22 protein-coding genes are annotated in these 25030 nt (G+C 63.8%); 13 read left to right on the top strand and 9 right to left on the bottom strand.

Going from position 1 to position 25030, the window contains the following annotated elements; translation table 11 throughout:
• Positions 1-21: 21 nt before the first annotated feature.
• From ACNR9O_RS20740 to ACNR9O_RS20705, 8 genes are all read left to right on the top strand, one after another.
• The gene (locus ACNR9O_RS20740) at positions 22-1128 is read left to right on the top strand and encodes a TrbL/VirB6 family protein (protein WP_473685217.1); all 1107 of its coding nucleotides are present in this window, start codon (positions 22-24) and stop codon (positions 1126-1128) included.
• Positions 1125-1616, top strand: a complete 492-nt coding sequence (locus ACNR9O_RS20735) for a DUF4189 domain-containing protein (RefSeq protein ID WP_473685219.1) — start codon at positions 1125-1127, stop codon at positions 1614-1616. The genes ACNR9O_RS20740 and ACNR9O_RS20735 overlap by 4 nt, the downstream gene beginning before the upstream one ends.
• 96 nt (positions 1617-1712) lie before the next feature.
• Positions 1713-2165 (top strand): hypothetical protein, encoded by a 453-nt coding sequence (locus ACNR9O_RS20730; RefSeq protein ID WP_473685221.1) that lies wholly within the window; start codon positions 1713-1715, stop codon positions 2163-2165.
• Entirely contained in the window at positions 2162-2680 is a 519-nt protein-coding gene (locus tag ACNR9O_RS20725) for a DUF4189 domain-containing protein (protein ID WP_473685223.1), read from the top strand. Before ACNR9O_RS20730 ends, ACNR9O_RS20725 begins: the two co-directional genes overlap by 4 nt.
• A gap of 72 nt (positions 2681-2752) precedes the next feature.
• Positions 2753-3460: a type IV secretion system protein gene (locus ACNR9O_RS20720; RefSeq protein ID WP_473685225.1), complete on the top strand. Its 708-nt coding sequence runs from the start codon at positions 2753-2755 to the stop codon at positions 3458-3460.
• A 15-nt stretch (positions 3461-3475) separates the two neighbouring features.
• Complete coding sequence (locus tag ACNR9O_RS20715; RefSeq protein WP_473685227.1) at positions 3476-3979, top strand: DUF4189 domain-containing protein; 504 nt, start codon at positions 3476-3478, stop codon at positions 3977-3979.
• Positions 3931-4533: a DUF4189 domain-containing protein gene (locus ACNR9O_RS20710; protein ID WP_473685229.1), complete on the top strand. Its 603-nt coding sequence runs from the start codon at positions 3931-3933 to the stop codon at positions 4531-4533. The genes ACNR9O_RS20715 and ACNR9O_RS20710 overlap by 49 nt, the downstream gene beginning before the upstream one ends.
• A gap of 78 nt (positions 4534-4611) precedes the next feature.
• Positions 4612-5091, top strand: a complete 480-nt coding sequence (locus ACNR9O_RS20705; RefSeq protein WP_473685231.1) for a hypothetical protein — start codon at positions 4612-4614, stop codon at positions 5089-5091.
• Positions 5092-5108: 17 nt separating this feature from the next.
• On the opposite strand, the gene ACNR9O_RS20700 is transcribed toward ACNR9O_RS20705, so the two are convergent.
• Entirely contained in the window at positions 5109-6827 is a 1719-nt protein-coding gene (locus tag ACNR9O_RS20700) for a patatin-like phospholipase family protein (protein ID WP_473685233.1), read from the bottom strand.
• Between the two features lie 111 nt (positions 6828-6938).
• Here ACNR9O_RS20700 and ACNR9O_RS20695 point away from each other — a divergent pair, with 111 nt between their 5' ends.
• From ACNR9O_RS20695 to ACNR9O_RS20680, 4 genes are all read left to right on the top strand, one after another.
• Positions 6939-9056, top strand: coding sequence for a M3 family metallopeptidase (locus ACNR9O_RS20695; RefSeq protein WP_473685235.1), 2118 nt, complete (start codon positions 6939-6941; stop codon positions 9054-9056).
• A 124-nt stretch (positions 9057-9180) separates the two neighbouring features.
• Entirely contained in the window at positions 9181-9948 is a 768-nt protein-coding gene (xth, locus tag ACNR9O_RS20690) for an exodeoxyribonuclease III (RefSeq protein WP_473685237.1), read from the top strand.
• Positions 9948-10634: a YecA/YgfB family protein gene (locus ACNR9O_RS20685; RefSeq protein WP_473685239.1), complete on the top strand. Its 687-nt coding sequence runs from the start codon at positions 9948-9950 to the stop codon at positions 10632-10634. Before xth ends, ACNR9O_RS20685 begins: the two co-directional genes overlap by 1 nt.
• A 110-nt stretch (positions 10635-10744) precedes the next feature.
• Positions 10745-11578, top strand: coding sequence for a pirin family protein (locus ACNR9O_RS20680; protein ID WP_473685241.1), 834 nt, complete (start codon positions 10745-10747; stop codon positions 11576-11578).
• 107 nt (positions 11579-11685) lie between these two features.
• On the opposite strand, the gene ACNR9O_RS20675 is transcribed toward ACNR9O_RS20680, so the two are convergent.
• The 8 genes from ACNR9O_RS20675 to ACNR9O_RS20640 all read right to left on the bottom strand — a co-directional run bounded on the left by ACNR9O_RS20675 (position 11686) and on the right by ACNR9O_RS20640 (position 24049).
• On the bottom strand, positions 11686-14847 hold the full coding sequence (locus ACNR9O_RS20675) for a discoidin domain-containing protein (protein WP_473685243.1): 3162 nt from the start codon (positions 14845-14847) through the stop codon (positions 11686-11688).
• A 4-nt stretch (positions 14848-14851) separates the two neighbouring features.
• A complete protein-coding gene (locus tag ACNR9O_RS20670) occupies positions 14852-15673 on the bottom strand; it encodes a carbohydrate ABC transporter permease (RefSeq protein ID WP_473685245.1) in 822 nt (273 codons plus the stop codon).
• Positions 15670-16554, bottom strand: coding sequence for a carbohydrate ABC transporter permease (locus ACNR9O_RS20665; protein ID WP_473685247.1), 885 nt, complete (start codon positions 16552-16554; stop codon positions 15670-15672). Before ACNR9O_RS20665 ends, ACNR9O_RS20670 begins: the two co-directional genes overlap by 4 nt.
• A 13-nt stretch (positions 16555-16567) precedes the next feature.
• Positions 16568-17887 (bottom strand): sugar ABC transporter substrate-binding protein, encoded by a 1320-nt coding sequence (locus ACNR9O_RS20660; RefSeq protein ID WP_473685249.1) that lies wholly within the window; start codon positions 17885-17887, stop codon positions 16568-16570.
• Positions 17884-19359: a glucoamylase family protein gene (locus tag ACNR9O_RS20655; RefSeq protein WP_473685251.1), complete on the bottom strand. Its 1476-nt coding sequence runs from the start codon at positions 19357-19359 to the stop codon at positions 17884-17886. The genes ACNR9O_RS20660 and ACNR9O_RS20655 overlap by 4 nt, the downstream gene beginning before the upstream one ends.
• A gap of 177 nt (positions 19360-19536) precedes the next feature.
• Positions 19537-19998, bottom strand: coding sequence for a hypothetical protein (locus ACNR9O_RS20650; RefSeq protein ID WP_473685253.1), 462 nt, complete (start codon positions 19996-19998; stop codon positions 19537-19539).
• Between the two features lie 51 nt (positions 19999-20049).
• Complete coding sequence (locus ACNR9O_RS20645; protein ID WP_473685254.1) at positions 20050-22893, bottom strand: TonB-dependent receptor; 2844 nt, start codon at positions 22891-22893, stop codon at positions 20050-20052.
• A gap of 127 nt (positions 22894-23020) precedes the next feature.
• A complete protein-coding gene (locus ACNR9O_RS20640) occupies positions 23021-24049 on the bottom strand; it encodes a LacI family DNA-binding transcriptional regulator (protein WP_473685256.1) in 1029 nt (342 codons plus the stop codon).
• Positions 24050-24454: 405 nt separating this feature from the next.
• Here ACNR9O_RS20640 and ACNR9O_RS20635 point away from each other — a divergent pair, with 405 nt between their 5' ends.
• Complete coding sequence (locus ACNR9O_RS20635; RefSeq protein WP_473685258.1) at positions 24455-24913, top strand: SPFH domain-containing protein; 459 nt, start codon at positions 24455-24457, stop codon at positions 24911-24913.
• Positions 24914-25030 lie beyond the last annotated feature (117 nt).

The raw sequence follows: 25030 nt of genomic DNA, 5'->3' as shown, positions 1-25030 counted from the left end.
ACAGACCGCCAAGGAACCCCCATGGACATGGAATCGGCCTACTACGCCCTGATCTACAAATACCTGACCTACAAGATCGAACAATTCGGGGTGCAGGGCATGCATCACGCCACCGAATGGGTCACCAACATCGCCTATCTGATGATGACGCTGTGGGTGCTGTTTCGCGGCTACCGTATGGTCACCGGGCAATCGAAGGATTCGATGATGGAAGCCGTGATCCATATGATGCGGATCGCCCTCATCGTCGTGGCCGCGAAGACCATGTCTCTCGGCGGCATCGACCTTTACGACTTTCTCTACAAACAGCTCCCGCAGGAAATCAGCCAGATCGTCACGGGCTCGGATTCATCGCCCACGGCGCAGATCGATCGCAATCTCCTCAAAGTCTCGCTGGCGAGCAGCGCCATCGATGCGGTGCAGGTGCCCCAGGGCGATACGGAGCTGGCTGATGAAAAAGCGCGCGCGTCGCTGATGGCCAGGGTAGGCATCTCTGCGCCGGCCATGACGGCAGGCGTTTTGCTGTTGATGTACCAGGTCGGCCTCGCCTTGACCGTGGGCTTGGGCCCGCTCTTCATCCTCAGCCTGCTGTTCGACCAGACCAAGGATTTCTTCCGCCGCTGGATCACCTACGGCATCGGCACGATGTTCTCGCTGGCGGTGCTGAGCGGCATGACCTCGATCGTGCTGGAACTGACGGAGCGTGTAGCCACGGCCATGTGGGCTACGTCGGCGATCAGTCAGATGACTGGCATCCATTCGCAGGGCTTCAGCACGATGGCGTTTCAGCAAGGGGGCGTGGGTCTGATGATGACGTTGCTGTTGATCTCCACGCCAATGATGGCGGCGGCATTCTTCAACGGACCGCTGGGGAGTTTCTATTCGTTCTCGCAGTTGGCGGGTGCGAGTGGGGCGTCATCGCAACAGGGGCCATATGGGCAAGCGCCAGGAACTTATGATGGGAGCCACACACCACAGACAGATCGTGGCAGCTCAGGTAGCGGTAGTGGCGGCGGTATGAGCGGATTTCGAAATCATGCGGGCCATACCCGACCTGATCATTCTCAGATTGCCGAATCTCAGAATAAAGATGCCATCAAGCGGCGTAACGTGAGTATACGTAAATGAAGAGGTTAGCTTTGTGGGTTGCATTGAGCGTTAATTGCGCATCGATATACGCGGAGGGAGGGAGCTGCCCAAACGGCTATTACCCAGTTAATGGTTACGGAGTATCGGGATGCGCTCCGATCCCGGGTTATAACCAGAGACTACAAACACCACCTTCGGCTCAAACACAATGGCGGTCGCGCTGGGGCGCTATCGCGACAGACGAAGTAAACGGCGTTGTCGGATCATCGTCAGGTTTGTCGAGGGAGGCCCATGCGAAAGAGGCTGCTCTTGCGGACTGCAAATCAAAGGGGGGTGAAAGCTGTCGGTTTGCTGTTTCGTATGCCAATGGTTGCGGTGCGATGATCGCTGGCGATAATCGATTTAATGTCGATCGAGCTGCTACAGAACAAGAAGCGATAGAGATAGGCATGAGAACTTGTCAAAGGGAAGATAAGAACTGCCGGGTTTATTTCACAAGCTGCAGCTACCCGGTGCGAATCCAGTAATTGTCCGAAATGATCTCGAAGAAATCGAGGTCCGGCTTAACTCTCAAGAATGCTTGAAATTTGGTCCAGGGCGGGATCACTTACGGCATCGGCACGATGTTCTCGCTGGCAGTACTGAGCGGCATGACCTCGATCGTGCTGGAACTGACGGAGCGTGTAGCCACGGCCATGTGGGCCACGTCGGCGATCAGCCGGATGACCGGCATCCATTCGCAGGGCTTCAGCACGATGGCGTTTCAGCAAGGGGGCGTGGGTCTGATGATGACGTTGCTGTTGATTACTACCCCGGCCATGGCCGCAGCATTCTTCAACGGACCGCTTGGAAGCTTCATGCATTTTTCTGCGGTGAATGGCGGCGGCAGCAGCAATAGTGCAGGTCCACAAGGACAGCCGCCAGGAAGCTATGGCCCGTTATCCAGTACTCCAAATAACAGCGGACCTAGTCATAAATCGCAAATTGGGTTTGGAAGTGGCGTGCACAGTTCACAAGCCGTTGGTGCTCAAGCGGATCAGGCCAATAAAGATTCGATCAAACAGTACAGGGTATGAAATCAAGCATCTTTATGAAATCACGAATCCAGATCGCACGCGTATTAGTCCTGATGGCGTTTCTAGGCGGCGTCCACGCGGAAAACGGGTGCCCTCCAGGTCAAGTTCCCTACAGTGGGACGAGCGTCAGCAGTTGCGGGCCGATTCCAGGCTATAACCAACAGAAGTCGCTATCGGAATCTGCCATACAGCCACGCTGGGAGTCGCGTTGGGGAGCTATTGCGACAGACGGTGCTCGAGGCGTGCTTGGCGCGACATCCAATATGCCCAATAAGCCAGGTGCGCAAGAGGGTGCGATGAAAGATTGCAAGGCAAGAGGTGGAGAGCAATGCGAGATCGACGTCTCCTACGACAATAGCTGCGTAGCCATGTCAGTAGGGGATGCCGGCTATAGCATCAAGACCGGCCGTACTTTGGACGAGGCTGTTAAGAATACGACGAAAGCGTGCAATGCGGTGGACAAGAATTGTCATGTCTACTACACCAACTGCAGTCCTGCTGTACGCATCCAGTGATTTGTCCGCGCATTGTGAAGATGTCATGCGCGAAGTAACTAACTTCATTTTTGCGTTGCTAACTAGATGCCGATGGCGGCGCAAATATCTATTGGAGCCGATGAGCTGCTTGATGAGAAAGCGTGCTCGTCATTGATGATCTGGCTCGGCATATCCGCCCCGGCCATGACGGCGGGCGTCTTGCTGTTGATGTACCAGGTGGGCCTTGCCTTGACCGTGGGCTTGGGCCCGCTCTTCATCCTCAGCTTGCTGTTCGACCAGACCAAGGATTTCTTCCGCCGCTGGATCACCTACGGCATCGGCACGATGTTCTCGCTGGCGGTGCTGAGCGGCATGACATCGATCGTGCTGGATTTGACCGAACGAGTGGCCACGGCGATATGGGCGACCACGGCGATCAATAAGATGACCGGCGTTGATTCGCAAGGCTTCAGCACGATGGCGTTCCAGCAGGGTGGCGTGGGTCTAATGATGACGATGCTTCTGATCACTACGCCAATGATGGCGGCGGCATTCTTCAACGGACCGCTGGGGAGTTTCTATTCGTTCTCGCAGTTGGCGGGTGCAGGTGGTGCGCCATCGCAACAGGGGCCATATGGGCAAGCGCCAGGAACTTACGGCGGTGGACGTTCCACCACAGGGTATGAGACCGGACAGCCTACTGGTGGAAACAAGAGTGGTGGCGGGAATGTATTGGGCAGCGTTCAAGCTGCCAAAGGTAGTCACGCTCAAGCCACGAATACTGCAAACAAAGATATCGTCAAGCGGCCCGGGACATGAAGGAAGGATGCACAAATGAAGCAACTTACTTTAGCGGCTAGTTTGCTTGGCTTGGCGATAATTGGGGGAGACGTTTATGCGGAAGGTGGTAGTTGTCCTAATGGTTACTACCCCCTAAACGGCAATGGAGTATCTGGTTGTGCACCCATTCCCGGATACAACCAAAAGCAATCACAAACTCCTTCACTACCAACGCCCCAGTGGGCATCCCGATGGGGAGCGATAGCCATTGATGGCATTGTTGGGAGTGTTGGCATAGTTACCGGCATGCTCACTCGACGACAAGCCGAGATATCCGCTCTTGAGGACTGTTCATCGAAGGGCGGAAAGAACTGCAAGCTTGAAGTTTCTTACTCCAACGGCTGCGCTGCCGTCATTGCAGGTGACAACCTCCATAACTCAACCGATGGCGCGACGCTTGATGAGGCGATCAGTGCTGGCATGAAAACCTGCAAGAAGGAAGATACCAATTGCCACGTGTACTTCACGACTTGCAGTCCGGCGCAACGCATTCAGTGATAAATCGCTTCGTCGCCGGATCACCTACGACGATCTCAAAGCATGCGTACGGACTGCCCAAGCGTGAATCGGCTGCGGCACACCATCCTCATCCAACACTGCGCACGGCACAGGAACCATTTTTGAGACCGCTATATCTCCTCGCAGCTCTACTGAGCTTGGCGACACTTGCCGAACTCGTTCACGCCGAAGCAGATCCCCAAAGACATCACGCATCCACTCCTCTCGGGCCGTGCTGGGAATCACGCTGGGGTGCGATCGCCACCGACGAGATAAAGAAGATCTTCGGATCATCCACCGGCATGACGGATCGGGACGAAGCGAAGCGCGCCGCTCTGGAAAGTTGCGTTGCCAGGGGCGGCAACCAATGCCGGCTGGCGATCTCTTACTCCAATAGCTGCAGCGCCATCGTCACGGGGGACAAGGGATTCCATATGGATTGGGCCAGCACGGAAGAAAACGCTATTCAGGCGAGCACAAAGGCATGTGAAACCACGGATGCCGGTTGCCGCATCTCTTTTACTAGCTGCAGTCCGCCGCAGCTGATTCAATAGCAGCTCGATTCCGCGGCAAAGTGACGGCGATGTCTGGCGCGCCGTCGGCCAGGGAAGGAACTCAGGAGCATCGATCGTATGGAGACACCCAAGCCCCTTTTTTCCGTGGCGGCGAACATGCACGACCTGGTGATCGTGTCGGTCATCGACTCGCCATCGCCCCATCTCCTTCGCGCGAAGGTCGAGCGCATTTACTCGTGCCGCAGAGGCATCACGCCGGATCATCTCGGCGCGACGATCGAGTTCTATCGGGGGCCGACGACCTGGGGCAACATCGGTCTGGAGCCGGGAGACCGCGCGCTGCTTTTCGTCGGGAAGAGGTCCGACGTCTTCAATGAATATCCGTGGCGCGGACACATGTGGCTCGAGGATTTGGACAGCGAGCCGTGCGCGACCGTGAAGATCGAGGAACTGTGGTTGCGGGACGACCTGCCCGAAAGCGTGAAAGCGGCATCGCGGCCGCATCCGACGAAGCGAAATCACTCGGTGATCCGCTTCGTGGAGTGGGAGGCCTACCTGAAAACGCTGATCGAAGCCTCGCACGCAAAGCCGGAGTAAAGCAGACAAAGCGGCGCTTATCCGCGCCGCCCTTCCAGCACCTGCACAGTGTGCCGGTAGCCCGCTTCGATCGCACGCTGCCAGCCTTTCCAGTCGAGCATGCCGATGTGTTCCAGCGGCGGCGTGACCAGCAGGTCGGCGCGGTCGCGGCGATGCAGGCTCGGCGCTTCGCCATTGACCATGCCTGCGCGCACCAGCGTAGAGACCAGACCCGGCCGCTGGATCGCCTGCTCCTGCAGCAATACTTGCCACCACGGCGGCGTGGCGTGTTCCTCGACGGTGGTAAGCAAAGAGATCTCGGCGCGGATGTCGACCGCGGTGATGTGATCGACGCCATCCGCCGCCATCACGTCCGTGGGCAGGTTGTTCATCAGCGCACCGTCGACGAACACGCGCCCTTGATGCAGCACCGGCGGCAACACGCCGGGGATCGCGCTGGATGCGCGCAACCACAGCCATAACGGGCCGTGCCGCTGTACCGTCATGCCGCCGCCGGAAAGGCAGGTAGCGATGCAGAAGAACGGCAGCTCCAGGTCTTCGATCTCCAGCGCGCCGAACGCGCGACGCAGCATCGCGGCGGCGCGATGGCCTCGGGTCAGCGCGACTACCGGCAGGGTCCAGTCCGACAGCGGGCGTCCTTCGACGAAAGCACGGCGGTAGATCTCGGTCATTTCCTCCAGCTCCCAGCCTGCTGCCACACCGGCGCCGATGATCGCGCCGATGCTGGTGCCGCCCACGCAATCGAAGCTGTGACCGGCCTCCTTGAAGGCGCGCAGCGCGCCGAGGTGCGCCAGTCCACGCGCTCCGCCGCCGGCGAGCACCAGTCCACGTGCGTGGCCGCTGACCAGTCGCGCCAGCCGGGCGATATCCGCCTGGCCACCGATATGGTGATGCTGGAGTTCGCCGCTGAACTGCGCGCGCCAGCGCTGCGCCGCCCCCAGGCTGGGCTGGCGCCCGGCGTGCAGCAGGATGAGATGGCGCGGCCGGTGACCAGCGCGTGTGGGATGCAGTGGCGCGGCTTCCGGCCAGGGGCGTGCCGGCTGGGCCGCCTGGGCGGGCAGCAGCAGCACGTCGGCCTGGCGCAGGCAGCGCTGGCGCCACAACGGGTCGTCTTGCGTATCCAGATAGATCACGAAGCGCGCCTGCGCCTCGCGTGCGGCGAACCAGTCGCTGCCGCGCCCGGCGCCCAGTTCGCCGTCGATCACCGCGCAGCTGCCGTAGGCCTCCAGTGCCATGGCCAACTGCATGGCGAGCGCGCGCGCCGGCACATCCGCGGTGACCGGCAGCAGGGCGAAGGTGCGTGCGGACCCTGGCGTGTCCTCGCCGCGCAGGCGCCGTTGCAACCGCTCGACCGCCACGCGCGCCACGCCCAGCATGGCCTGCGGGTGATGGCCGATCATCCGCTCGAAGTCCGCGCGGTCCAGCCGCAGCAGTTCGCAATCGCGCAGGGCACGCACGGTGAGCTGGCGAGCCTCGCCGCTGATCAGGCCGATCTCGCCCACGCTGTCGCCGGCCGAGATCAGGTGCAGCAGGCGAGCCGATCCTTCGAACAGGCCCAAGCTGCCGCTGACCAGCAGGTACATCGCATCGGCCGTCTCGCCCGCCTTGTACAGCGGCCTTCCGCCGGGCAGGCCGAACCAGACCAGCCGCTCCGCCAGCGCCGTCAGCGCCTCGGCGCCGAGATGGCCGAACACGTGGCTTTGACGGAGCAGGTCGGTGAAATCGGGCTGTCGCATAAACGTGATGGTAGGGCGCGCTGTATGACACTCCCGCGTAAATCGGGTGCCTCGACTGGCTTGATTTCGCCCGGGCCCGTCGCCACGCTGGCGCTCCCAAGGAGAGACACCATGGCCCACGAAACCATCGCCCGGGACGACCAGGCGCGCCGCGAACCGGCGCAAGACAACCCCTTGCTCGCCGCCGGCCCGCTACCGGCGTTCTCGCGCATCCGACCGGAACATGTTGGCCCGGCCATCGATACCCTGCTGGCGGAGTACCGCGAAGCCATCGACAAGCTCACCGCGGAGGGTGGGCCGCGCGACTTCAACGGCGTCATGCTCAGCCAGGAGCGACTCGAACAACGCGTCGCCCGTGCCTGGGCGCCGGTCAGCCATCTGCATTCGGTGGCCGACAGCGAGGCCCTGCGCGAGGCCTACGGCCCGGCGGAAGAGAAACTCACCGAGCACGCCATCGAGCTGGGCCAGAATCGCGCCTTGTACCAAGCGGTGCAGGCGCTGGCCGACGCGCCTTCATTCGGCGCGCTGCCGCGTCCCGAGCGTGCCCTGGTCGAGCATGCCCTGCGCGATTTCCGGCTGTCCGGCGTGGCCCTGGAAGAGCCGGCGCGCTCGCGCTACCGCGAGATCGGCGTGGAGCTGAGCAAGCTGTCCACCGAGTTCTCCAACGCCGTGCTCGATGCGACCGACGCCTGGCACCAGCACATCACCGACGAGCGCGACCTGGCCGGCATTCCCGAATCCGGTCGCGCCGTGCTGCGCCAGTACGCGCGCGAGCAGAATCTCGATGGCTACCTGGTCACGCTCAAGCAGCCCAGCGTGCAGGCAGTGCTGAGCTATGCCGACAACCGCGGCCTGCGCGAACGCGTGTATTGGGCCTACCAGACCCGCGCCTCCGACCAGGGTCCGCATGCCGGCAAGTTCGACAACGGCCCGCGCATCGACCGCATCATGGCCTTGCGCCACGAAGCGGCGCAGCTGCTGGGTTTCGCCAACATGGCGGAGGAATCGCTGGCCACCAAGATGGCCGCCTCGCCCACCGAAGTGATGGAGTTCCTGCACGACCTGGCCGAGCGCGCCCGCCCGGTTGCGCGCGAGGAACTGGCCACGTTGCGTGAGTTCGCCGCCAAGGAACTGAAGCTGGACAACCTGGAGTCGTGGGACGTCGCCTACGCCTCGGAAAAGCTGCGCCAGAAGAATTACGACCTCGACGAGGAGCAGCTCAAGCCGTACTTCCCGCTGCCGGCGGTGATCGACGGCCTGTTCGGCCTGGTACAGAAGCTTTACGGCATCACCGTGGCGCCGCGCGACGGCGTGGACGTGTGGCATCCGGACGTGCGCTATTACGACGTGCGCGATGCCGATGGCCGCGTGTTCGCCGGCGCCTACGTCGATCTCTACGCGCGCGCCGGCAAGCGTGGTGGCGCGTGGATGGACGTATGCCAGGCGCGCTTCCGTGACGTCAGCGCGGCCGATGGAAGCGGCGAGCAGTTGCCGGTGGCCTTCCTCACCTGCAATTTCGCGCCGCCCACCGAGGGCCGCCCTGCCCTGCTCACGCACGACGACGTGCTGACCTTGTTCCACGAATTCGGCCACGGCCTGCACCATCTGCTCACCGGGATCGAGCTGCCGTCCATCGGCGGCATCGATGGGGTGGAATGGGATGCGGTGGAGCTGCCCAGCCAGTTCATGGAGAACTTCGGCTGGAACCGCGAAGCGCTGGATCTGTTCGCGCGTCACTGGCAGACCGGCGAGCGCCTGCCGGAGGAGTTGTTCCAGCGCATGCTGGCGGCGCGACACTTCCATGCCGGGTTGTTCCTGGTGCGGCAGCTGGAATTCGCCATGTTCGATTTCCGCCTGCACCTGGAATACGACCCGGCGCAAGGCGCGCGCCCGCTGGCAATGCTCGAGCAGGTACGGCGCGAGGTGGCGGTGCTGCATCCGCCGATCTGGCAACGCTTCCCCAACAGCTTCACGCACATCTTTGCTGGCGGCTATGCCGCCGGTTACTACAGCTATCTGTGGGCGGAACTGCTGAGCGCCGATGCGTTCGGCGCCTTCGAAGATGTCGCCAGGACCGGCGGCAGCGTGATCGACCGCGCCACCGGCGAGCGCTTCCGCCAGGAGGTTCTCGCCGTCGGCGCGAGCCGCCCGGCGCTCGAGAGCTTCGTCGCTTTCCGTGGGCGCAAGCCCGAACCCGAAGCGCTGCTGCGCAGCCACGGCCTGGTCTGAACATCGGCCGCTTCGTTCCGCTGTCGCAAGGATCGGCGGGACGAAGCGGGAGGCCGGTCGCAAACCGGCCTCTCCCATGCACACCCGAGTGCCGAAGCGGCGGCATGCCCCTACAATGCCGTCCATGAAAATCGCCTCCTGGAACGTCAACTCGCTCAAGGTCCGCCTGCCGCAGCTTACGGAATGGGTCGCCGAGGCCAGGCCGGACGTAGTCGCCCTGCAGGAAACCAAGCTGGAGGACGCCAAATTTCCGGTGGACGAACTGGCCGCCGCCGGCTACCGCACGGTGTACTCGGGACAGAAGACTTACAACGGCGTCGCCATCCTCGCGCGCGAGGAGCCGGCGGACGTGGTCACCGACATCCCGAACCTGGCCGATCCGCAGCGACGCATTCTCGCCGCCACGGTCGGCGGCGTGCGCGTGGTGGACTTGTACGTGGTCAACGGCAAGGCGGTGGGCGATGAGAAGTACGCCTACAAGCTCGACTGGCTGGCCAAGGTGCGTGACTTCCTCGAAGAGGAAATGAAGCGCTATCCGCGCCTGGTGGTGCTGGGCGATTTCAACATTGCGCCGGACGACCGCGACGTCTACGACCCGGTTGCCTGGGGCGAGGACGTGCTGTGCTCGCCGCCCGAGCGCGCCGCGCTCAAGGCCATCACCGACCTGGGGCTGCACGACAGCTTCCGTCTGTTCGAGCAGGAGAGCGGACACTTCAGCTGGTGGGACTACCGTCAAGCCGCATTCCGGCGCAACATGGGTTTGCGCATCGATCTGATCCTGGTCAGCGACGTGCTCAAATCCGCAGCGAAGGCGGCCGCCATCGACCGCACGCCGCGTCGCTGGGAAAGGCCCTCGGATCACACCCCGGTGACGCTGGATCTGGATATCTGATGAATACTTCGAAGACCGACTGGCCCAGTTCGCTGACCGACGAAGAACTCGACGAACTGGACCGCTACTTGCGTGCCCACGCCGGCGACGGCGACCTGCTGCTGGACGGCGTGCACGGCATGCTTTCCGCGCTGGCCGTCGGCCCGCTGCAGGTGCTGCCGGACGAATGGCTGCCGGAAGTGCTGCACGAGCCGTTCGCCGACGAGGACGAAGGCAACCGCGTGCTGGCGCTGCTGGCCAAGCTCAACGATTCCATCGTCGCGGAGCTGGAGGTGGACGCCTACGAGCCGATCCTCGGCGAGATCGATACCGAGACCGGCCCGGTGCTCTCCGCGGCGGGCTGGTGCGAGGGCTTCAGCCGCGCCATCGACCTGCGCGCCGGCCTGTGGGAAAAGCGCCTGGCCGACGATCCGTCGCTGATGGAGCAGCTCGGTCCGGTGATGGCGCTGGCTGTGGACGAAGGCATCCTCAGCGCCGAGGCCGACTTCGAGAAGCTCAGCGACGAGGAATACGACGAGTGCCTGGCCCAGATTCCGGCGGTGCTCAGTGCGCTCGCCCAGTACTGGCAGCAGCATCCGGCGACCGAAGCCGAGGTCGAAGCGATGGTGCAGACCGGCCATAGCGACGGCGACGCGGACAGCAGCGGGCAGCCGCCGAGGCATCGCAGCGGCCACTGGCTGCACTGAACGAGCCTCGGGCAGGGCAGACTAAGGAAACAATCCGTTCGCAGCGCGCGGCTTGGAGGCCGCGCGGGCGGCAACCATCATGGAGCGCATTCCTCCCCAAGGAGCCGACCATGAACGAACGCAGGATCCTCCGCCGCATCCGCGGCACCGACACTTCCGACGGCGCGGGCGTCAAGCTCAAGCGCATCATCGGCCAGCCTGGCCTGGACATGGTCGATCCGTTCCTGCTGCTGGACGAGTTCCGTTCCGACAGCGCCGATGACTACCTCGCCGGCTTCCCCGAGCATCCGCACCGCGGCTTCGAGACCGTGACCTACATGCTCGCCGGCCACATGCGTCACGGCGACAACCACGGCAACCGGGGCGACCTCGGTCCTGGCAGCGTGCAGTGGATGACCGCTGGCCGCGGCATCCTGCACTCGGAAATGCCGCAGCAGGAAAACGGCCTGATGTGGGGTTTCCAGCTGTGGGTGAATCTGCCGGCCAAGGACAAGATGACCGCGCCGCGCTACCAGGACATCGCGCCGGAGCGCATCCCCACCGTCCGTCCACAGGACGGCGTGGAGGTGAAGATCGTGGCCGGCGACCTGTTCGGCGCGAGCGGCCCGGTCGCCGGTGTCGCCACCGAGCCGGTGTATCTGGACATCGCCGTGCAGCCGGGCGCGCAGCTGGAAGTGCCGTTGCCGGAAGGCCACAGCGCGTTCGCCTACGTGTTCGACGGCAGCGATGCGCAGGTGGCGGGCGATGTGCTTCGCCGCAGTGAACTGGCGGTGCTGTCCAAGGGCGACACGGTGCGCATCGGTGGCCGCGAGGCGCCCGCCCGCGTGCTGCTGGTGGCCGGCAAACCGCTGGGCGAGAGCGTGGCGCGCTACGGGCCGTTCGTGATGAACACGCCGGAAGAGATCCACCAGGCCATCGCGGATTTCCGCGCCGGCCATTTCTAAGCGCCTGCCCCCTCTCCCCTCCGGGGAGAGGGTTGGGGCGAGGGGAATCTACAGAGCGCAACAGACCCTTGCTTCGGAAGGCCTGGTGATCCCTTCGCCGATATCGATCAGCGCATCGTCTGCATGCTCACGGTTGCCGGCAGCACGCGAATGACCAGCTCGCCGTCCCGCCACGCCTGCGGCCTGCCATTCACCATGGCATCGCCCGTCGGTTCGCCTGCATAAGGCCAGGGCAGCACGAGACCACCGGGCGGGATGTCGAGACCCTTCTCCACGCTCAGCACCAGCGAGCCGTCGCGCTCGCGCAACCCGTAGCTCAGCTCGCCATACGGCGTACGCAGCCTGCGGATACCCACGCCCTCGCCCTTGAGCCAGTCCGCCGGGATACCCGCCGCCAGCACCAATGCCTCGTCGCGCGGGCGTTCGTAGGCGAACAAGTCGTAGGCCGAGCGCAGGTAGTCGGAGGCGATCCACGCGTGCGGCATGTCGCCCACGAAACGCGGCTTGCGCGGATCGCGGCCCACGACCTCGGCCCACTGATTCCAGGCCGCCGGCCGCCGATCGGCGAAGAAGAACGCCAGCAGCTCGCCGACGCGGTCGCGCCAGCCCAGGCGCACGAAACTGGCGATGGTGCGCAGTTCGTACGGGGTGTAGTCGTCCCACTCGCGCTTGCCGTCGCGCCGTTCCACGAAGCCTTCCCAATAGCGCTCGAAGGTGCGTTCGAGCAATGCGGGCGGCAGCCAGGTCTGGCCGTCGCCTGGCGACAGCGCGATGGTGGTGGACGTGGCATCGAAATCGCCGAGTTCGGCGGCGCCTGGCAGGTAGTCGATGCGGTGCTGCTTCACCGCCGCATCGATCGAGGCCTTGAGATCGCCGCGGAACACGTCGCGCGAAGCGGCGATGCGCGCGGCTTCCGCATCCTGGCCCAGTGCCTTGGCCAGCGTCACGGCATCGTCGTAGCCCTTCAGTGCCCAGAAGTCGTCCCAATACGAATGCATCGGCTTGGCCGAGTAGCCCTCGTGGCTGATCGAGGCCGGCATCAGGCCGTAGAGCGCGCGACGTTCGGCGGTCTGATTGGCGGGACCGCGCTCGCGCTCGCGCAGCTTGTCCATGTAGGCGATGGCGCGCTGGACGGCCGGCCATTGCCGTTCCAGGGCGGCACGATCGTGCGTGTACCGCCACAGCTCGGCGATGGCGAAGATCAGCTCGCCATGGCTGTCGTTCTCGGGCACCGGATCGGAACCGCGCGCGTCGACGCAGCACGGCACCTTGCCGTTGCTGAATTGGTGCGGCACATACCAGCGCACGAATTCCGCGGCGACATCCGCATGACCGCTGCGCGCGAGACCTTCGGTCATCATCGCGCCGTCGCGGACCCAGCTGCGCGCGTACGAGCGCGTGCCCGGCTGCAGCGCAGGACCCTCGCGCGACATCAGCATCTGCGCCAGCGCGCTGCGCGCGGTATCGGCGATGGCACGCTGCGCGGCAGGCAGTTGCAGCGTCACGCGGTTGAGCTTGGCACGCCACGCGGCAGCCGTGCCTTGCAGCTGTTGGCGAAGCCACGACGCCGGGTCGTGCGGGGCGGACCATGACCGCGACGATCGTGGAATCGCCAGTCCAAGGGTGCGGCTGCCATGCGCCGGCAGGTCGATCGCATAGAGCAACGCGCCTTGCATGAAACCGGCTGCGCTGTGCAGCCGCTCCACGCGCGGTCGTTCGCCCTGCGCCAACAGTTCGGGCAGCGAACCGGCCTCGTACTTGCTGGCGACGAAGGCGTCGGCCGGTTGCAGCGCATGCACTTGCGTGTCGCCGTTGACGGTCAGCGCCTTGCCGTCCCAGGCCAGATCGTGGATGCGATGGATGCCGCCGGGCGTGTTGAGGAACTGCGTCGGCGGGTTCACCTGGAACGGGCGCGCGAGCAGGGCCAGGGTCAGCCGCTGCGGTTGCGGCGTGCGGTTAGTGAGGGTGTAGCGCAGCACCAGCGCCGATGCATCGCCGTCGCCCGCGACGAAGGCGGTGGTGTCGAGCGTGAGGCTGTCGGCAGTCCAGCGCACGCTGGGAATCGGCAGGTAACCTTCGAGCAGGCTTTGCGAGCTGCGCACGGTGGCCCAGTCGATGACTTTGCCGCCGGCGAACAGCATCGGCTCGACCGACCAGCCGCCCTTGCCCACTTCCACGGCGCCATCTTCGGAGATCAAGGCCGAGTGGCTGGCACCGCCGTCCGCGCCGACCAGGGTCCAGTAGCTCTGCTCGCCGGAAAAGCCGCGCGGGTACATGCCGCGGGGTGCTTGCCGGGCCTGCTCCTGGAAGAACACGTTGGGCGAGGCACCCCAGGCGCGACCCTTCACCTCCAGTCGCGACAGGCCGTATGCACGGCCCGGGCCTTCCAGCAGGCGCAGACGCAGATAGCGGGCCTGGGCGTCGGGCAGGAACAGCGCATCGTCACCGCCATTGCCGCCAGCAACACTCGACACGGAGCGCCAGTGCTCGGCGTCATCGGAAAGCTCGACTTCGTAGTGCGATGCCTGCTCACCGGGCAGCCACTGCATCAGCAGGCCGCCGAACTCGCGCGAGAAGCCCAGATCGAGCGTGAGGCTTTGCGCACCGGCGGATGCCGGATCGCTGCGCCACTGGCCCTTGCCTTCGATCATGCGTTGCACGGCATAGCCGGCGAGGCTGGAGCTGGCCTCGGCGCGCGGTCGCGGAAAATGGTCGGGTTCCGGCGGCAGCGGCTGCAGCCTCAGGTTGCTCAGGCATAGCTCGCCCTGCCCGCCCTGTCCGGCGTACACGGTGAACTCCAGCGCCGCGGTGCGGTGCAGCGTCCGGTCTTTGGCCGGGCCCCAGGCGAATGCCACCTGCTTGCGGCGGAATGTCAGCGTCTGCCAGTCGGCGGTTGGCTGGAAGGCGTCGCGCCGGTACCACCACACATTGTCGCCGCTGGCATCGGCCAGCTTCACCTGCAGGTCGTTGGGCGGCATCGCGCCACGCACGTCGAAGGACAGCGCGAAATTATCCGGCCAGTCGATGGGCAACTCACGCCGCAGCATGGCCGCGCCGGATACGCCATGGAAATCGAACGCCAGGCAGATCGCCTTGCCAGCTTTGCCATCGGTAACTTGCAGTCGCGTGCCGATATCGTCGGTGCCTTCGGCCTTCCAGGCCGCGGGACGGCTGAAGTCGTCCAGCACGCGCGCGTCGTCGCCAGCGAGCGCGGCCGCCGGCACCAGCGCAGCGAACGACAGCAGAACGGAGAACACGGCGAGCTTCATCGGTTCACCCTTTCACACTGCCCAGCAGCAGGCCTTGCAGGTAGTAGCGCTGCAGCGCCAGGAACAGTACCAGCACGGGCAGCACGGTCACCACGGAGCCTGCCATCATCAGCTCCGAATCCTGCACGTGCTCGCGCGACAGCGACGCCAGCGCGATCGGCAGCGTGTAGTGCTCCTGCCCGGTCAGGGCGATCAGGGGCCACATGAAGTCGTTCCACGCGGTGAGGAAGGTGAAGATCGCCAGCGTCACCATGATCGGCTTGAGCAGCGGCAGCACGATGCGCAAAAAGATGCGCAGTTCGCCCGCGCCATCGATGCGTGCGGCTTCCAGCAGATCGTCGGGAATGCCGCGCGTGTACTGGCGCACCAGGAAAATGCCGAACACCGTCGCCATCGCTGGCGCCACCACTGCCGCGTAGCTGTTCACCAGGCCAAGGTATTTCAGCAGCAGGAACAAAGGCAGCATGGCCACCTGGGCCGGAATCACCAATGCGCCGAGCAGCGCCTGGAACAGCCGCTCGCGGCCGCGGAAGCGCAGCTTGGCGAAGGCATAACCGGCCATCAGGTTGAAGGCCAGCGACAGCAGCGTGATGGCGCTGGAAATGCCCAGGCTGTTGAGCAGATAGCGGCCCATGCCGGCACGCTCGAACAGCTCGCGGTAGTTGGCCAGCGTAGGCTGCGCCGGCAACAGCGGCGGCGGCAGCGCACTGGCGTCGCCGGGCCGCATGAACGACACGGAGAGCATCCACAGCAGCGGGAACAGCGCTACGGCCGCGCCGCCGAGCAGCAGGCCGTTGACCAGGGCCTTGGCCAGGCGTGGGCTCATGCCTCGGCCCCGCTCTTGGCGCGCGACACTCGCAGCATCAGCGCCGTCACCGCGAACATGATCAGGAACAGCAGGAAAGCGACTGCCGAGGCGGAGCCGAGGTTCCACCATTTGAAGCCTTCTTCGTACATCAGGTACAGCACGCTCACGGTGCTTTGCAGCGGGCCGCCCTCGGTCATCACGAACGGTTCGGCGAACAGCTGGAAATAGCCGGACACGGTCAGGATGCTCACCATCAGCAGGGTCGGACCCAGCATCGGCAAGGTGATGTGGCGGAATTGCCGAAGCGGCGAGGCGCCATCGATGCGCGCGGCTTCGTACAGGTCGGCGGGAATCGCCTGCAGCGCGGCCAGGAAGATGATCATGTTGTAGCCGAAGTTCTTCCACACGGCGAACAGGATGATGGTGGGCATGGCCCAGCGCGGGTCTTCCAGCCAGCTCACCGGATCGATGCCGATGCCGCCGAGCACGTAGTTGGCCAGGCCATACTTGGTGTTGAACAGGTAGCGCCAGATCACGGCCACCGCCACCACCGTGGTGACTACCGGCGCGAACAGCGCGGTACGGAAGAACGGCTTGCAGCGCGCCAGCGGCGAATTGAGCAGCAGTGCGGCGCCCAGCGAGGCGGCGATGGACAGCGGCACACCGACCACCACGAAGTACAGCGTGTGGCCCAACGCAGACCAGAACAGCGGGCGATGCAGCAGCTCCCAGTAATTACCCAGCGCGACGAAGCGCAGGTTGCGCAGGTCGGCCAGCGCGTACAGGTCGTAGTCGGTGAGGCTCAGCACGAAGGCGGCGATCACCGGCAGCAGGAAAAACAGCCCCAGCACCAGCAGTGCGGGCGCGAGGAACAGCCAGGCGGCGCGTGGCGGATTCATGCGTGGTCTGCACTCATGGCTTGGCCTTGCGATCCATTACCCATCGACGTTTCTCCAGGATCAGGTCGACGCGCCGGTCGATCTCGGCGGCCGCCTGGTCGACGCTCAGGTCCCCATGCACGGCGCGCGCGGCGACCAGCTGCATCTCGGTAACGATACGCTCCCATTCGGGAATCGGCGGCGTGGGCTTCACGCGTTCGAGCTGATCGCGAAAGGCACGCGCTTTGGGGTCGTCACGCAAGGCGCCGCCTTCCCAGGACGAACGGCGCGGCGGCATGTCGCCGAGCAGTTCGTAGAAACGCTGCTGCACGTCGGGGCGGGAGAGGTATTCGACCAATTGCCACGCTTCGTCCTTGCGCGGCGAACGCCGGAAGATCACCAGGCTGGACCCGCCGGCGTTGGACGCTCCGGGGCCGTGCTCGCCAGGCAAGGGCGCGGTGTCCCAATCCTGCTGCTGCGACGCCGGCAGGCGTTTGCGGAATTCGCCGATGTTCCACGGGCCGGACAGATAGAACGCGTAGACGCCGCGGCCGAACTCCAGCCATGGATTGCCCGCTTCCACGCGGGTGATCGCCGGCGCCTGGTGCAGGCGGAAGGTGTCCACGTAGAACGCCAGCGCGCGCTTGAATCCGGCACTGCGGAAATTGCCATAGCGGTTGCCGTCGCGCAGCAGCGGTTCGTCCTGCTGCAGGGCGAGTACCAGCAGCTGCTCGAACTCGTCGGTCGGCATCAGGATGCCGTAGCTGCCACGTTCCGGGTAGCTGAGCGCGGCGAGTGCGCGGCGCCATTCGCGCCAGTCGCGCGGCGGCGCATCGAAGCCGGCCTGCTTGAGCAGGTCGCGCCGATAGAACAGCAGGCGCGTGTCCACGTACCAGGGCACGCCGTACAGCGTGCCGTCGATGCGGTTGGTGGCCCAGATGTTGGTGAAGTAATCGTCCTGGCGAACGACTTTGGAGGCATCCACGCGCGTTTCCAGCGGCTCGAGCGCATCCAGCTCGGCCAGCTCGGGAATCCAGGTATTGCCCAGCTGGGTGAGGTCCGGCGTCGAGCCGCCGGCGATCGCGGTGAGCAGTTTCTGGTGTGCGGCGCTGAGCGGCAGCTGTTGCAGCTTGACGTGCAGGCCGGGGTGTTCGCGCTCGAACGCGGGCAGCAACTGAGCCACCGCCTCGCCTTCGCGGCCGATGGTCCAGAAGGTAAGCGTGCGCGCATCGCCGTCGCCGCCCGCCTGACAACCGGCAGTCAGCGCCGCGGCGATGCCGGCGCAGCTCCATGCCAGCGCATGCAGCAGCAGGCGGCGGGCGCCGAATACGCGCTGGCGCGACCGGTGGCTCATGGCTTGGCCGGTGCTTCGTCCAGCCAGCCGCCGGTGAAGCCTGCACGCTGCAGGCCCTTGCGGACGTAGGGGTTCTTCTTCATCACGTTCCACACGAAGCCGCTGCGCCAGTTCTCGGCCATCAGCAGGATCGGGCCCTGGTCGATGCCCAGGTGCACGGTATCGACCCAGCCCAGTTCCGGCACCAGCTTGCCGGTGCGCAGTTCGGTCTGGGTGTGGAAGCTGGGATTGAACGCATCGACGAAGCCGTACCTGGTGTAGATGGACTTGCCGTAGCGGCGCTTCATCTCTTCCAGCGCGGGCACCACGATCTCCGGCGCGAAGGCGATCGAACCGCCGGCGGCGGTGGGCACGATGGTGCCGTCGTCGCTGATGTAATCCAGGCCGGCGCCGCGCGCGGTATAGCCCTGGAAGGTGCGTTCCTTGTCGCCGGCCTTCACCACCAGGCCGCCGGGGCCGTTGCTGGCGGTGAGTCCCCAGACGTTGGCGCCGTAGCCGGTCCAGCCGCCGGGGTTGGCAATGGCATAAGCGCGCTGCGCATAGGTGGCGCGGCGGCTGTTCTCGAAGTAGTCGAGGTCTTTCTCGCGATTCCACGCATCGCGGATGCCGCGGAAATCCACCCACACGTGGCTGTACTGGTGGCCGAACAGCGGTGCGAAGTTGAGGAAGGTCTGGCCGTGGAATTCGCCCCAGGTGCGCTCGTAGGTCGAAGTCCACGCTTTCCACGCATCCTCGCCTACCGGATGCGTGGGCGATCCCATGGCGAGGATGTAGACCAGCATGCCCTCGTTATAGCCCTGCCAGTCGTGCGGGATGAACTTGCCGCCCGGCGTCCAGCCCATGGTGATCAGTGGTTTGCGCGCCTGCACCCAGGTCCAGTCGACGCGGCGGTAGATGTCGTCGGCGAGCTGCCGGATCTCCTTTTCCTGTGGCGTGTCACGGTCGTAGTACGACTGCGCGAACAGCACGCCGCCGAGCAGCAGCGTGGTGTCCACCGTGGATAGCTCGACCCAGCGCGAATAGCGCTTGCCCGACTCCATGTCGAGGAAGTGATAGAAGAAACCGCGGTAGCCGGTGGCGTCGTCCTCGCTGTCGTTCTGCGGCGCATCGTGGAAGAAGCGCAGCGTGGCCAACGTGCGCTCGGCCGCCTGTTCGCGCGTGACGTAGCCGCGCTCCGCGCCCACGCCGTACGCAGTGAGGCCGAAGCCGACGGCGGCGATGCTGGCGAAGGACTTGGTCGGGTAGTGGTCCGGGACCAGGCCGTTCTGCGGGTTGGCCGCGTCCCAGAACCAGTCGAAGGTGCGGCGCTCGAGGTCGTCGACCATGGGCGGCACCTTCGCGCGCGCGGCTGCCGCGGCAACGGTCGGTCGCGCATGCCTGGTTCCCTCTTTCGCCTGGGCCTCGTGCGGTGCGACGCAGACCAGCAGAGCGGCGAGCGCGAGGGAGATTCCGGTGCGTTTCTTCACGAGCATGAGGGAACAGCCTTCATCGATGGGGAAGTGCGGAAGCCGCGATGTCCTTTGAAGAACAGGTCGAGCCGGGAATCAAGCGAGTAAACGTTTACGCGCTCGGCCTTTGAAAAGCCCGCGCGGAGGCGGGCTTGTGTGAAACCAAGCCCGATTCGCAGGCTTGGCTTTCGCAGTACAGGTCTAGAGGCTAACCGTGAATGTTTGATCGGTCATCGAGTTTACGCCGGTCATGCCATACACATTGAACGCGGTGGCCGAGATGACATACGTCCCAGGTGTATTAATGAAGAACTGGCATTGATAGATCATCGTATAAGCCTGACAAACCGGGTTTCCATTAACGTAGAAGGTCACATTGGCGACGTTCGCGTAGCTGTTGTGGAAATTGGAGCAGGTATCTCCGCACGTGCCATCAAGATGCAGATTAGCGATCGCACTTATAGGGGCACCGACGTGCCATTCCGAACCGATGACATAAGCTTGCAGGCTGGTGACTCTCGGATAAGAGGGGCGCGGCAGGCAGTCAACTACGCCGCAAGTTCCGGCGGAAGCCGAAGTGCTGACGAAAGCAAGCAAAGCCAGTGACAAGGATCTCGCGGTCTTGCTGCGAAATGCTCCAGTGCGATATGCCTTGATACTCATCGTGTTCTCCTTGAGCAGAGAGTGGCAGTACACCTGTCCGCGCGCCTTGCATCAGAACGAATACCTAGCGCCGATTTGAAAGCGGCGGGTCAGGTTGGGATCCGCATTGGTGGGTCTACCAAAATTGGGGCTGTAGAAGTTGCTCTCGTAGGCGTTGTAGACATCGCGATTGAAAACGTTCATGACATCGAAGCGCAGTTCGAGGGCTTGGCTTTCACCCCAGCGGAATTCCTTGGCGATCGAGAGATCCAGATTCAGATAGGTTCGCCCGTATTCGCCGTTGTGGTAGTAGGCGCAGTTGTAGTCACAGGCCGGAGATGATTTGTACACGTCAAACGGCATGCCAGAGCCGTAAGTGAGGATGCCCGTTACGCGTGTATCCCAGGGACCGGACACAATGCCATTGACGACCAGATGGTGCTTTTCGCCCACATAGCCACCGGGGTATCCCGACGGGGACACGTAATCCAGCGAGTAGTTGTCGTTTCCTTGCTGACGTGCCTTCTGATAGGTGTAAGCGACGCCTACACCCCAACCGCTCGCTTTCGTGTAAGGCTTGTCCAGGCTGACCAGCACGCTGCTGGATTGAGTCTTCTTGTATCCGTTCTTGAGGATGCGAGAGTAGGGACTGCCAGGCGCAGTGACGAAGGTTTGTTCATAGGGCGCGGCAATCGGCAATCGATTGGCCCAGATCCACGTGAACTGGCGATACCCGAGCACACGGGAAAGCGTGAGCGAGCCCGTCCAATCGCCGATCACCTGTCTGACGCCGAAGCTGAACTGATCCGTGTATGGGAGCTTGGTCTTATTGTTGATGACGTCGATCTCCTGGCCCAGACCGGCGACTCCGGAGGACAGCAGCGAATCAAGTCCAGCCTTGGTCAGATAAGCCGGATTCCAAGGGATCGTCCCTGGTTGTGATGGGGTCCCATCCGGATTGGCAGGGCTGAAGTTGAAGACATAGTTCGGCACCGCCGAGTGGATGGGCTCCTGCGCGATCCAATCGAACGGCGTGTGATCGAAGTAGCGGCCTGCGCCGCCGAACAGCGTCGTGCTCTGGTCGCCGGCTTTGCTGACATCGAGAGAGAAGCCCAGGCGCGGTTGAATGGCACCCTTGTAGCCGTCACGCTCTTTGCCGGTGCTGATGTAGTCCTGCAGGCCGAAATATTTCAGTGTCTCGTATTGCGCCAGCGGAGTGACATAGTCGTTGTTGATGGAATTGGTTTCGTAATCCCAACGCAGGCCCAGGTTCAGTTGCAGGCGATCGGTGACGTCCCAATCGTCCTGGATATAGGCACCGAACTGATTGGTATGGAGATTGGCGTTGGCGCCGTTCGGCGAATACACCGCTTTGTAGGGGACGAGGAAACCGCCCGGAAAGGTGCGCCCTTCCTGATAGAAGTAAGACGGGACCGCGTTGTTGTTCTGCTCGACGGTGATGCCCAGTGCGGTGTACTTCACCCCCATCTTTACCGTGTGATCGCCATGCCAGGACAAGCCGGTCAAAGTCAGGTCGTCGCGAATGGTGGTTTGATCCTGTCCCTTGTTCTGCAAGCCGACGGCGCCGCCGAGCGTGGCAACGTTGTTCTCGTAGACCTGCTGGACCATGTCGGGATTGGCTGCACCCGGATTCCATTTGGCACGGCCTGCATCGAGGAGCAGATCGTTGGTCCAGCTGTCACCGCGCGACTGCCATTTCAACAGCAGGTCATCGACGCGGTTCTTGCGGTTGGTGCGGCCGTCATAGGTAATCTTGTCGCCAAAGCCGAGCACTTCGTTGTCGCGGCGAGTCGTAAGGCTGAGATCGACGTTGTTGTCCTGGTTGACCTGCCAGCTGAGTTTTCCGAAGAAGGTCTTCTCGTTGAACGGCGCGGAGAACGTCCCGTTGTACTGCGAAAAACGTGGATCGGTAATGCGCACCGCATTGGCGCTGACGTCTTTGCGCTCATCGTAATTGACAAAGAAGGTCAGCGTGTCCTTCAGCACAGGACCGCCAAGTGAGAAGCCGCGTTGCTGGCGGCGATAGTCCGGCTTCTTCACATCGTTCTTCTTGTCGAACGAGTTCTGCGAAATCATCGCCTTGTTCTGGAAGTAGTCGTACACCGAGCCGTGGAACTCGTTGGTGCCCGACTTGGTGACGGCGGAGATGATCGCGGTGCCGGCCTGCTCGTATTCGGCCTTGTAGTTCTGCGTGAGTACGCGGAACTCCTGTACGGCTTCCTGCGAGAACGGATTGCCGCGCGTGGAATCCTGGCCGGCGATGCCGCCCTTGAGCACGTTGTTCTTCAGACTCGCGCCATCGATGAAAACGTTTACATTTTCGGCCGATTGACCGCCCGCCGAGAAGGTTTTGGTGTTGGGGTCACGCGACACGACCACACCGGGCACCAGCTTGGCGAAGTCGAGGAAGTTGCGTTCGTTCTGCGGCAGCGTGTTGATCTGCGCCTGGGTGATGTTGGTGCCGACTTCCGATGTGCGCGTCTCGATCAGCGAGGCGGCGGTGACGGTGACGCCCTGCAGATTCTGCGCATTGGCGGCGCTGGCCGCAGCGGCGGCATCGAGGTTCAGGGTCAGGGCCTGGCCGACCTGCACTTTGACATCCTGGCTGGCGCTGGCGCCGTTGCCTTTCGCTTCGATGCGGTAGCTGCCGGGCGCGAGGCTGGGCAGGGTGTAGTTGCCGGCCGCGTTGACGGGAGCACGCACGGTGAAGCCGTTGCCCAGGTTGGTGGCGACCACTTCGGTGGGCGACTGGCCCTGCGGCGCATTGACGTGGCCGCGCACCGTGGCCGTGCTGTTCTGCGCGAGGCCGGTGGCCGGCAACAGCGCCGCAGCGGTCAGCAGGCTGGCCAGGGCCAGCGGGATCTTCTTCAGAGTTGGTACGTGTTTGCGTGCCATGGCTTGGACACCCTCCCTCAAGGGTTCGATACGGCTGTGTTGTGGTTGTGGATGCGCCGCCGCCGCGGTCCCGCGCCGGTGGCGTCGAACCGGCCTCCGTGGCCGGCCCCCTGATGTTGTGGCGGCGTCAGTCTCCGGTCGCCGTCTTGCCTGAGTTCTTGCGGGCGCTGGAGGCGCGAACCATCAGTTCGGCCGGGATGCGCACATGCGCGGGTGGCGCGGATGCGCTGCTGCCCTCGATTTGCGCGGCGAGCTGATCGAGCGCTGCCTTGCCCAGTTCGGCGATACGCACACCGGCGGTGGTCAGCGCGGGGCTGATGTAGCGCGCCATCGGCACATCGTCGAAGCCGGCCACGGCGACGTCTTCGGGAATGCGCAGACCTGCCTCGCGCAGCGCGGCCATGCAGCCGATCGCCATCATGTCGTTGGCGGCGAACACCGCGTCCGGGCGTGGTTTCATCGCCGCGATGCGCTGGCCGGCGCGATAGCCCGAGGACTCGTCGAACTCGCCGGGCAGCACGATGGGTTCGGCGTCCGGAAGACGCCGGGCCAGGGTCTCGAGGTAGGCACGTTCGCGCTCGGCTACGTCGTGGTTGCCGGTCGGACCACGAACGAAAGCGATGCGGCGATAGCCCGCGTCGACCAGATGCTCGACGACAAGACGTGCGCCACCGGCGTTGTCCACCGACAGCGCGGGAAAGTCGTCGCGTTCGAGCATGGTGTTCATGAGCACGGTGGGCAGACCCACCGGCAGGTTCTGGCGCAGGAAGGCGGCGTCCGCGTGCGGCGACATCACCAGCAGGCCATCGACGCGACCCTGCATGGCACGTAGCGCGGTGGCCGCCTCGGCCGAACCGTCGTGCGAGCTGGATACCAGGAGCTGGAGGCCGTGCGCGCGGGCTGCCAGGTCGATGCCGCGGATCAGTTCCGAGAAAAACTCGCCATAAAGGTCCGGCAGCAACGCGCCGATAGTGTGAGTACGGCGGGTGATCAGGCTGCGGGCGGCGCCGTGGGGGATGTAGTGCAGGCGCGCGGCCACTTCGCGGATGCGCTCGAGCGTTTCGGCGGTGACGCCGCCGTGGCCGTTGAGCGCACGGGAGACCGAAGCCACGGACACCTTGGCTTCGCGCGCAACGTCTTTGATGGTCACTCCCACGTCTGCCGCTCCAGCTACGCCCGGAAGGTCACTGTCGGCGGAACGTAAACGTTTTCATCAACGCTTGTAAAGCATTTGCAAATCAAGGGTTTTGCTGCGACGCAAAAGAGTTCGGCCGGATGGCCTAGGGCCGGAATCGAACGAAATTGAGGCCGTGGAAGGCGAAACCTGCATCGGACAGGCATGGAAGGTCGCTGTGGCGCTGCAGCATCGGCAAGCACCGAAACCCGCATGGAATGGGGCTTGCTTCCTTTTCCACGGCGAATAGGACTTCCTGGGGATTGTAAAAATCCATAAGGCCGCAGTTAAATGACGGTTAATCCAACTGTCACCAGCTGGATGTAGCATATATCTGCGCTTTATCTGAGAAAAGATGCATAACCTACTGATATAGAAGTAAGAATCATGATCGCCCTGGTACTTTCGATTGCTCTCCTCCTGTTTGGCCTGGCCGCCGTCGCGGTCAAGCGCGTGCCGGCCGGCCAAGTGGTCAGCGTCTATCGCCATGGCAAGCCGCGGCGCCTGCTGCAGCCGGGTACGCATTTCATGGTGCCGGGCCTGGATCGCGTCGGACACCGCATCGATCTCGGCGGCCAGGTGCTGCGCTTCGAAGAGCCGCTGCCGGATGCGCATGACGTTCGCGGCACCGTGTACTGGCAGGTGCTAGAGCCGGAGCGCGCTGACGAAGTCATCGAGCAGGCCGACCAGTTGATCCGCGGCGGTGCGCTGGCTGCGCTGCGCGAAGCGCAGCCGGCGATCGAGGCGGATCGCCGCGCGCTCGGCGCCAGCCTGAAACAGGCCATGAATCAGGCGCTGCGTGAGCGCGGCATGATGGTCACCCGCGTAGATCTGGACCTCGCCTGAGGGACGGCGCTATTCGCGAGGCAGCCTTAGAGCGCCCGCGCAAAAAGGGGACTTGAGACTCTTTGAAACCCGCTTCGGCGGGTTTTTCTTTGACTCGGCGAGCGCCGCGGCCGTGAC

It is taken from the genome of Dyella sp. CR10, assembly GCF_055814425.1.
The sequence above is the reverse complement of the archived record's forward strand: the minus strand, read 5'-3'. Positions and strand labels throughout refer to the sequence as shown.

Coding starts and splice junctions, on each gene's coding strand:
- ACNR9O_RS20740 (WP_473685217.1), top strand. CDS start 22: ATGGACATGGAATCGGCCTACTACGCCCTGATCTACAAATACCTGACC.
- ACNR9O_RS20735 (WP_473685219.1), top strand. CDS start 1,125: ATGAAGAGGTTAGCTTTGTGGGTTGCATTGAGCGTTAATTGCGCATCG.
- ACNR9O_RS20730 (WP_473685221.1), top strand. CDS start 1,713: ATGTTCTCGCTGGCAGTACTGAGCGGCATGACCTCGATCGTGCTGGAA.
- ACNR9O_RS20725 (WP_473685223.1), top strand. CDS start 2,162: ATGAAATCAAGCATCTTTATGAAATCACGAATCCAGATCGCACGCGTA.
- ACNR9O_RS20720 (WP_473685225.1), top strand. CDS start 2,753: ATGGCGGCGCAAATATCTATTGGAGCCGATGAGCTGCTTGATGAGAAA.
- ACNR9O_RS20715 (WP_473685227.1), top strand. CDS start 3,476: ATGAAGCAACTTACTTTAGCGGCTAGTTTGCTTGGCTTGGCGATAATT.
- ACNR9O_RS20705 (WP_473685231.1), top strand. CDS start 4,612: ATGGAGACACCCAAGCCCCTTTTTTCCGTGGCGGCGAACATGCACGAC.
- ACNR9O_RS20700 (WP_473685233.1), bottom strand. CDS start 6,827: ATGCGACAGCCCGATTTCACCGACCTGCTCCGTCAAAGCCACGTGTTC.
- ACNR9O_RS20695 (WP_473685235.1), top strand. CDS start 6,939: ATGGCCCACGAAACCATCGCCCGGGACGACCAGGCGCGCCGCGAACCG.
- xth (WP_473685237.1), top strand. CDS start 9,181: ATGAAAATCGCCTCCTGGAACGTCAACTCGCTCAAGGTCCGCCTGCCG.
- ACNR9O_RS20685 (WP_473685239.1), top strand. CDS start 9,948: ATGAATACTTCGAAGACCGACTGGCCCAGTTCGCTGACCGACGAAGAA.
- ACNR9O_RS20680 (WP_473685241.1), top strand. CDS start 10,745: ATGAACGAACGCAGGATCCTCCGCCGCATCCGCGGCACCGACACTTCC.
- ACNR9O_RS20675 (WP_473685243.1), bottom strand. CDS start 14,847: ATGAAGCTCGCCGTGTTCTCCGTTCTGCTGTCGTTCGCTGCGCTGGTG.
- ACNR9O_RS20670 (WP_473685245.1), bottom strand. CDS start 15,673: ATGAGCCCACGCCTGGCCAAGGCCCTGGTCAACGGCCTGCTGCTCGGC.
- ACNR9O_RS20665 (WP_473685247.1), bottom strand. CDS start 16,554: ATGAATCCGCCACGCGCCGCCTGGCTGTTCCTCGCGCCCGCACTGCTG.
- ACNR9O_RS20660 (WP_473685249.1), bottom strand. CDS start 17,887: ATGAGCCACCGGTCGCGCCAGCGCGTATTCGGCGCCCGCCGCCTGCTG.
- ACNR9O_RS20655 (WP_473685251.1), bottom strand. CDS start 19,359: ATGCTCGTGAAGAAACGCACCGGAATCTCCCTCGCGCTCGCCGCTCTG.
- ACNR9O_RS20650 (WP_473685253.1), bottom strand. CDS start 19,998: ATGAGTATCAAGGCATATCGCACTGGAGCATTTCGCAGCAAGACCGCG.
- ACNR9O_RS20645 (WP_473685254.1), bottom strand. CDS start 22,893: ATGGCACGCAAACACGTACCAACTCTGAAGAAGATCCCGCTGGCCCTG.
- ACNR9O_RS20635 (WP_473685258.1), top strand. CDS start 24,455: ATGATCGCCCTGGTACTTTCGATTGCTCTCCTCCTGTTTGGCCTGGCC.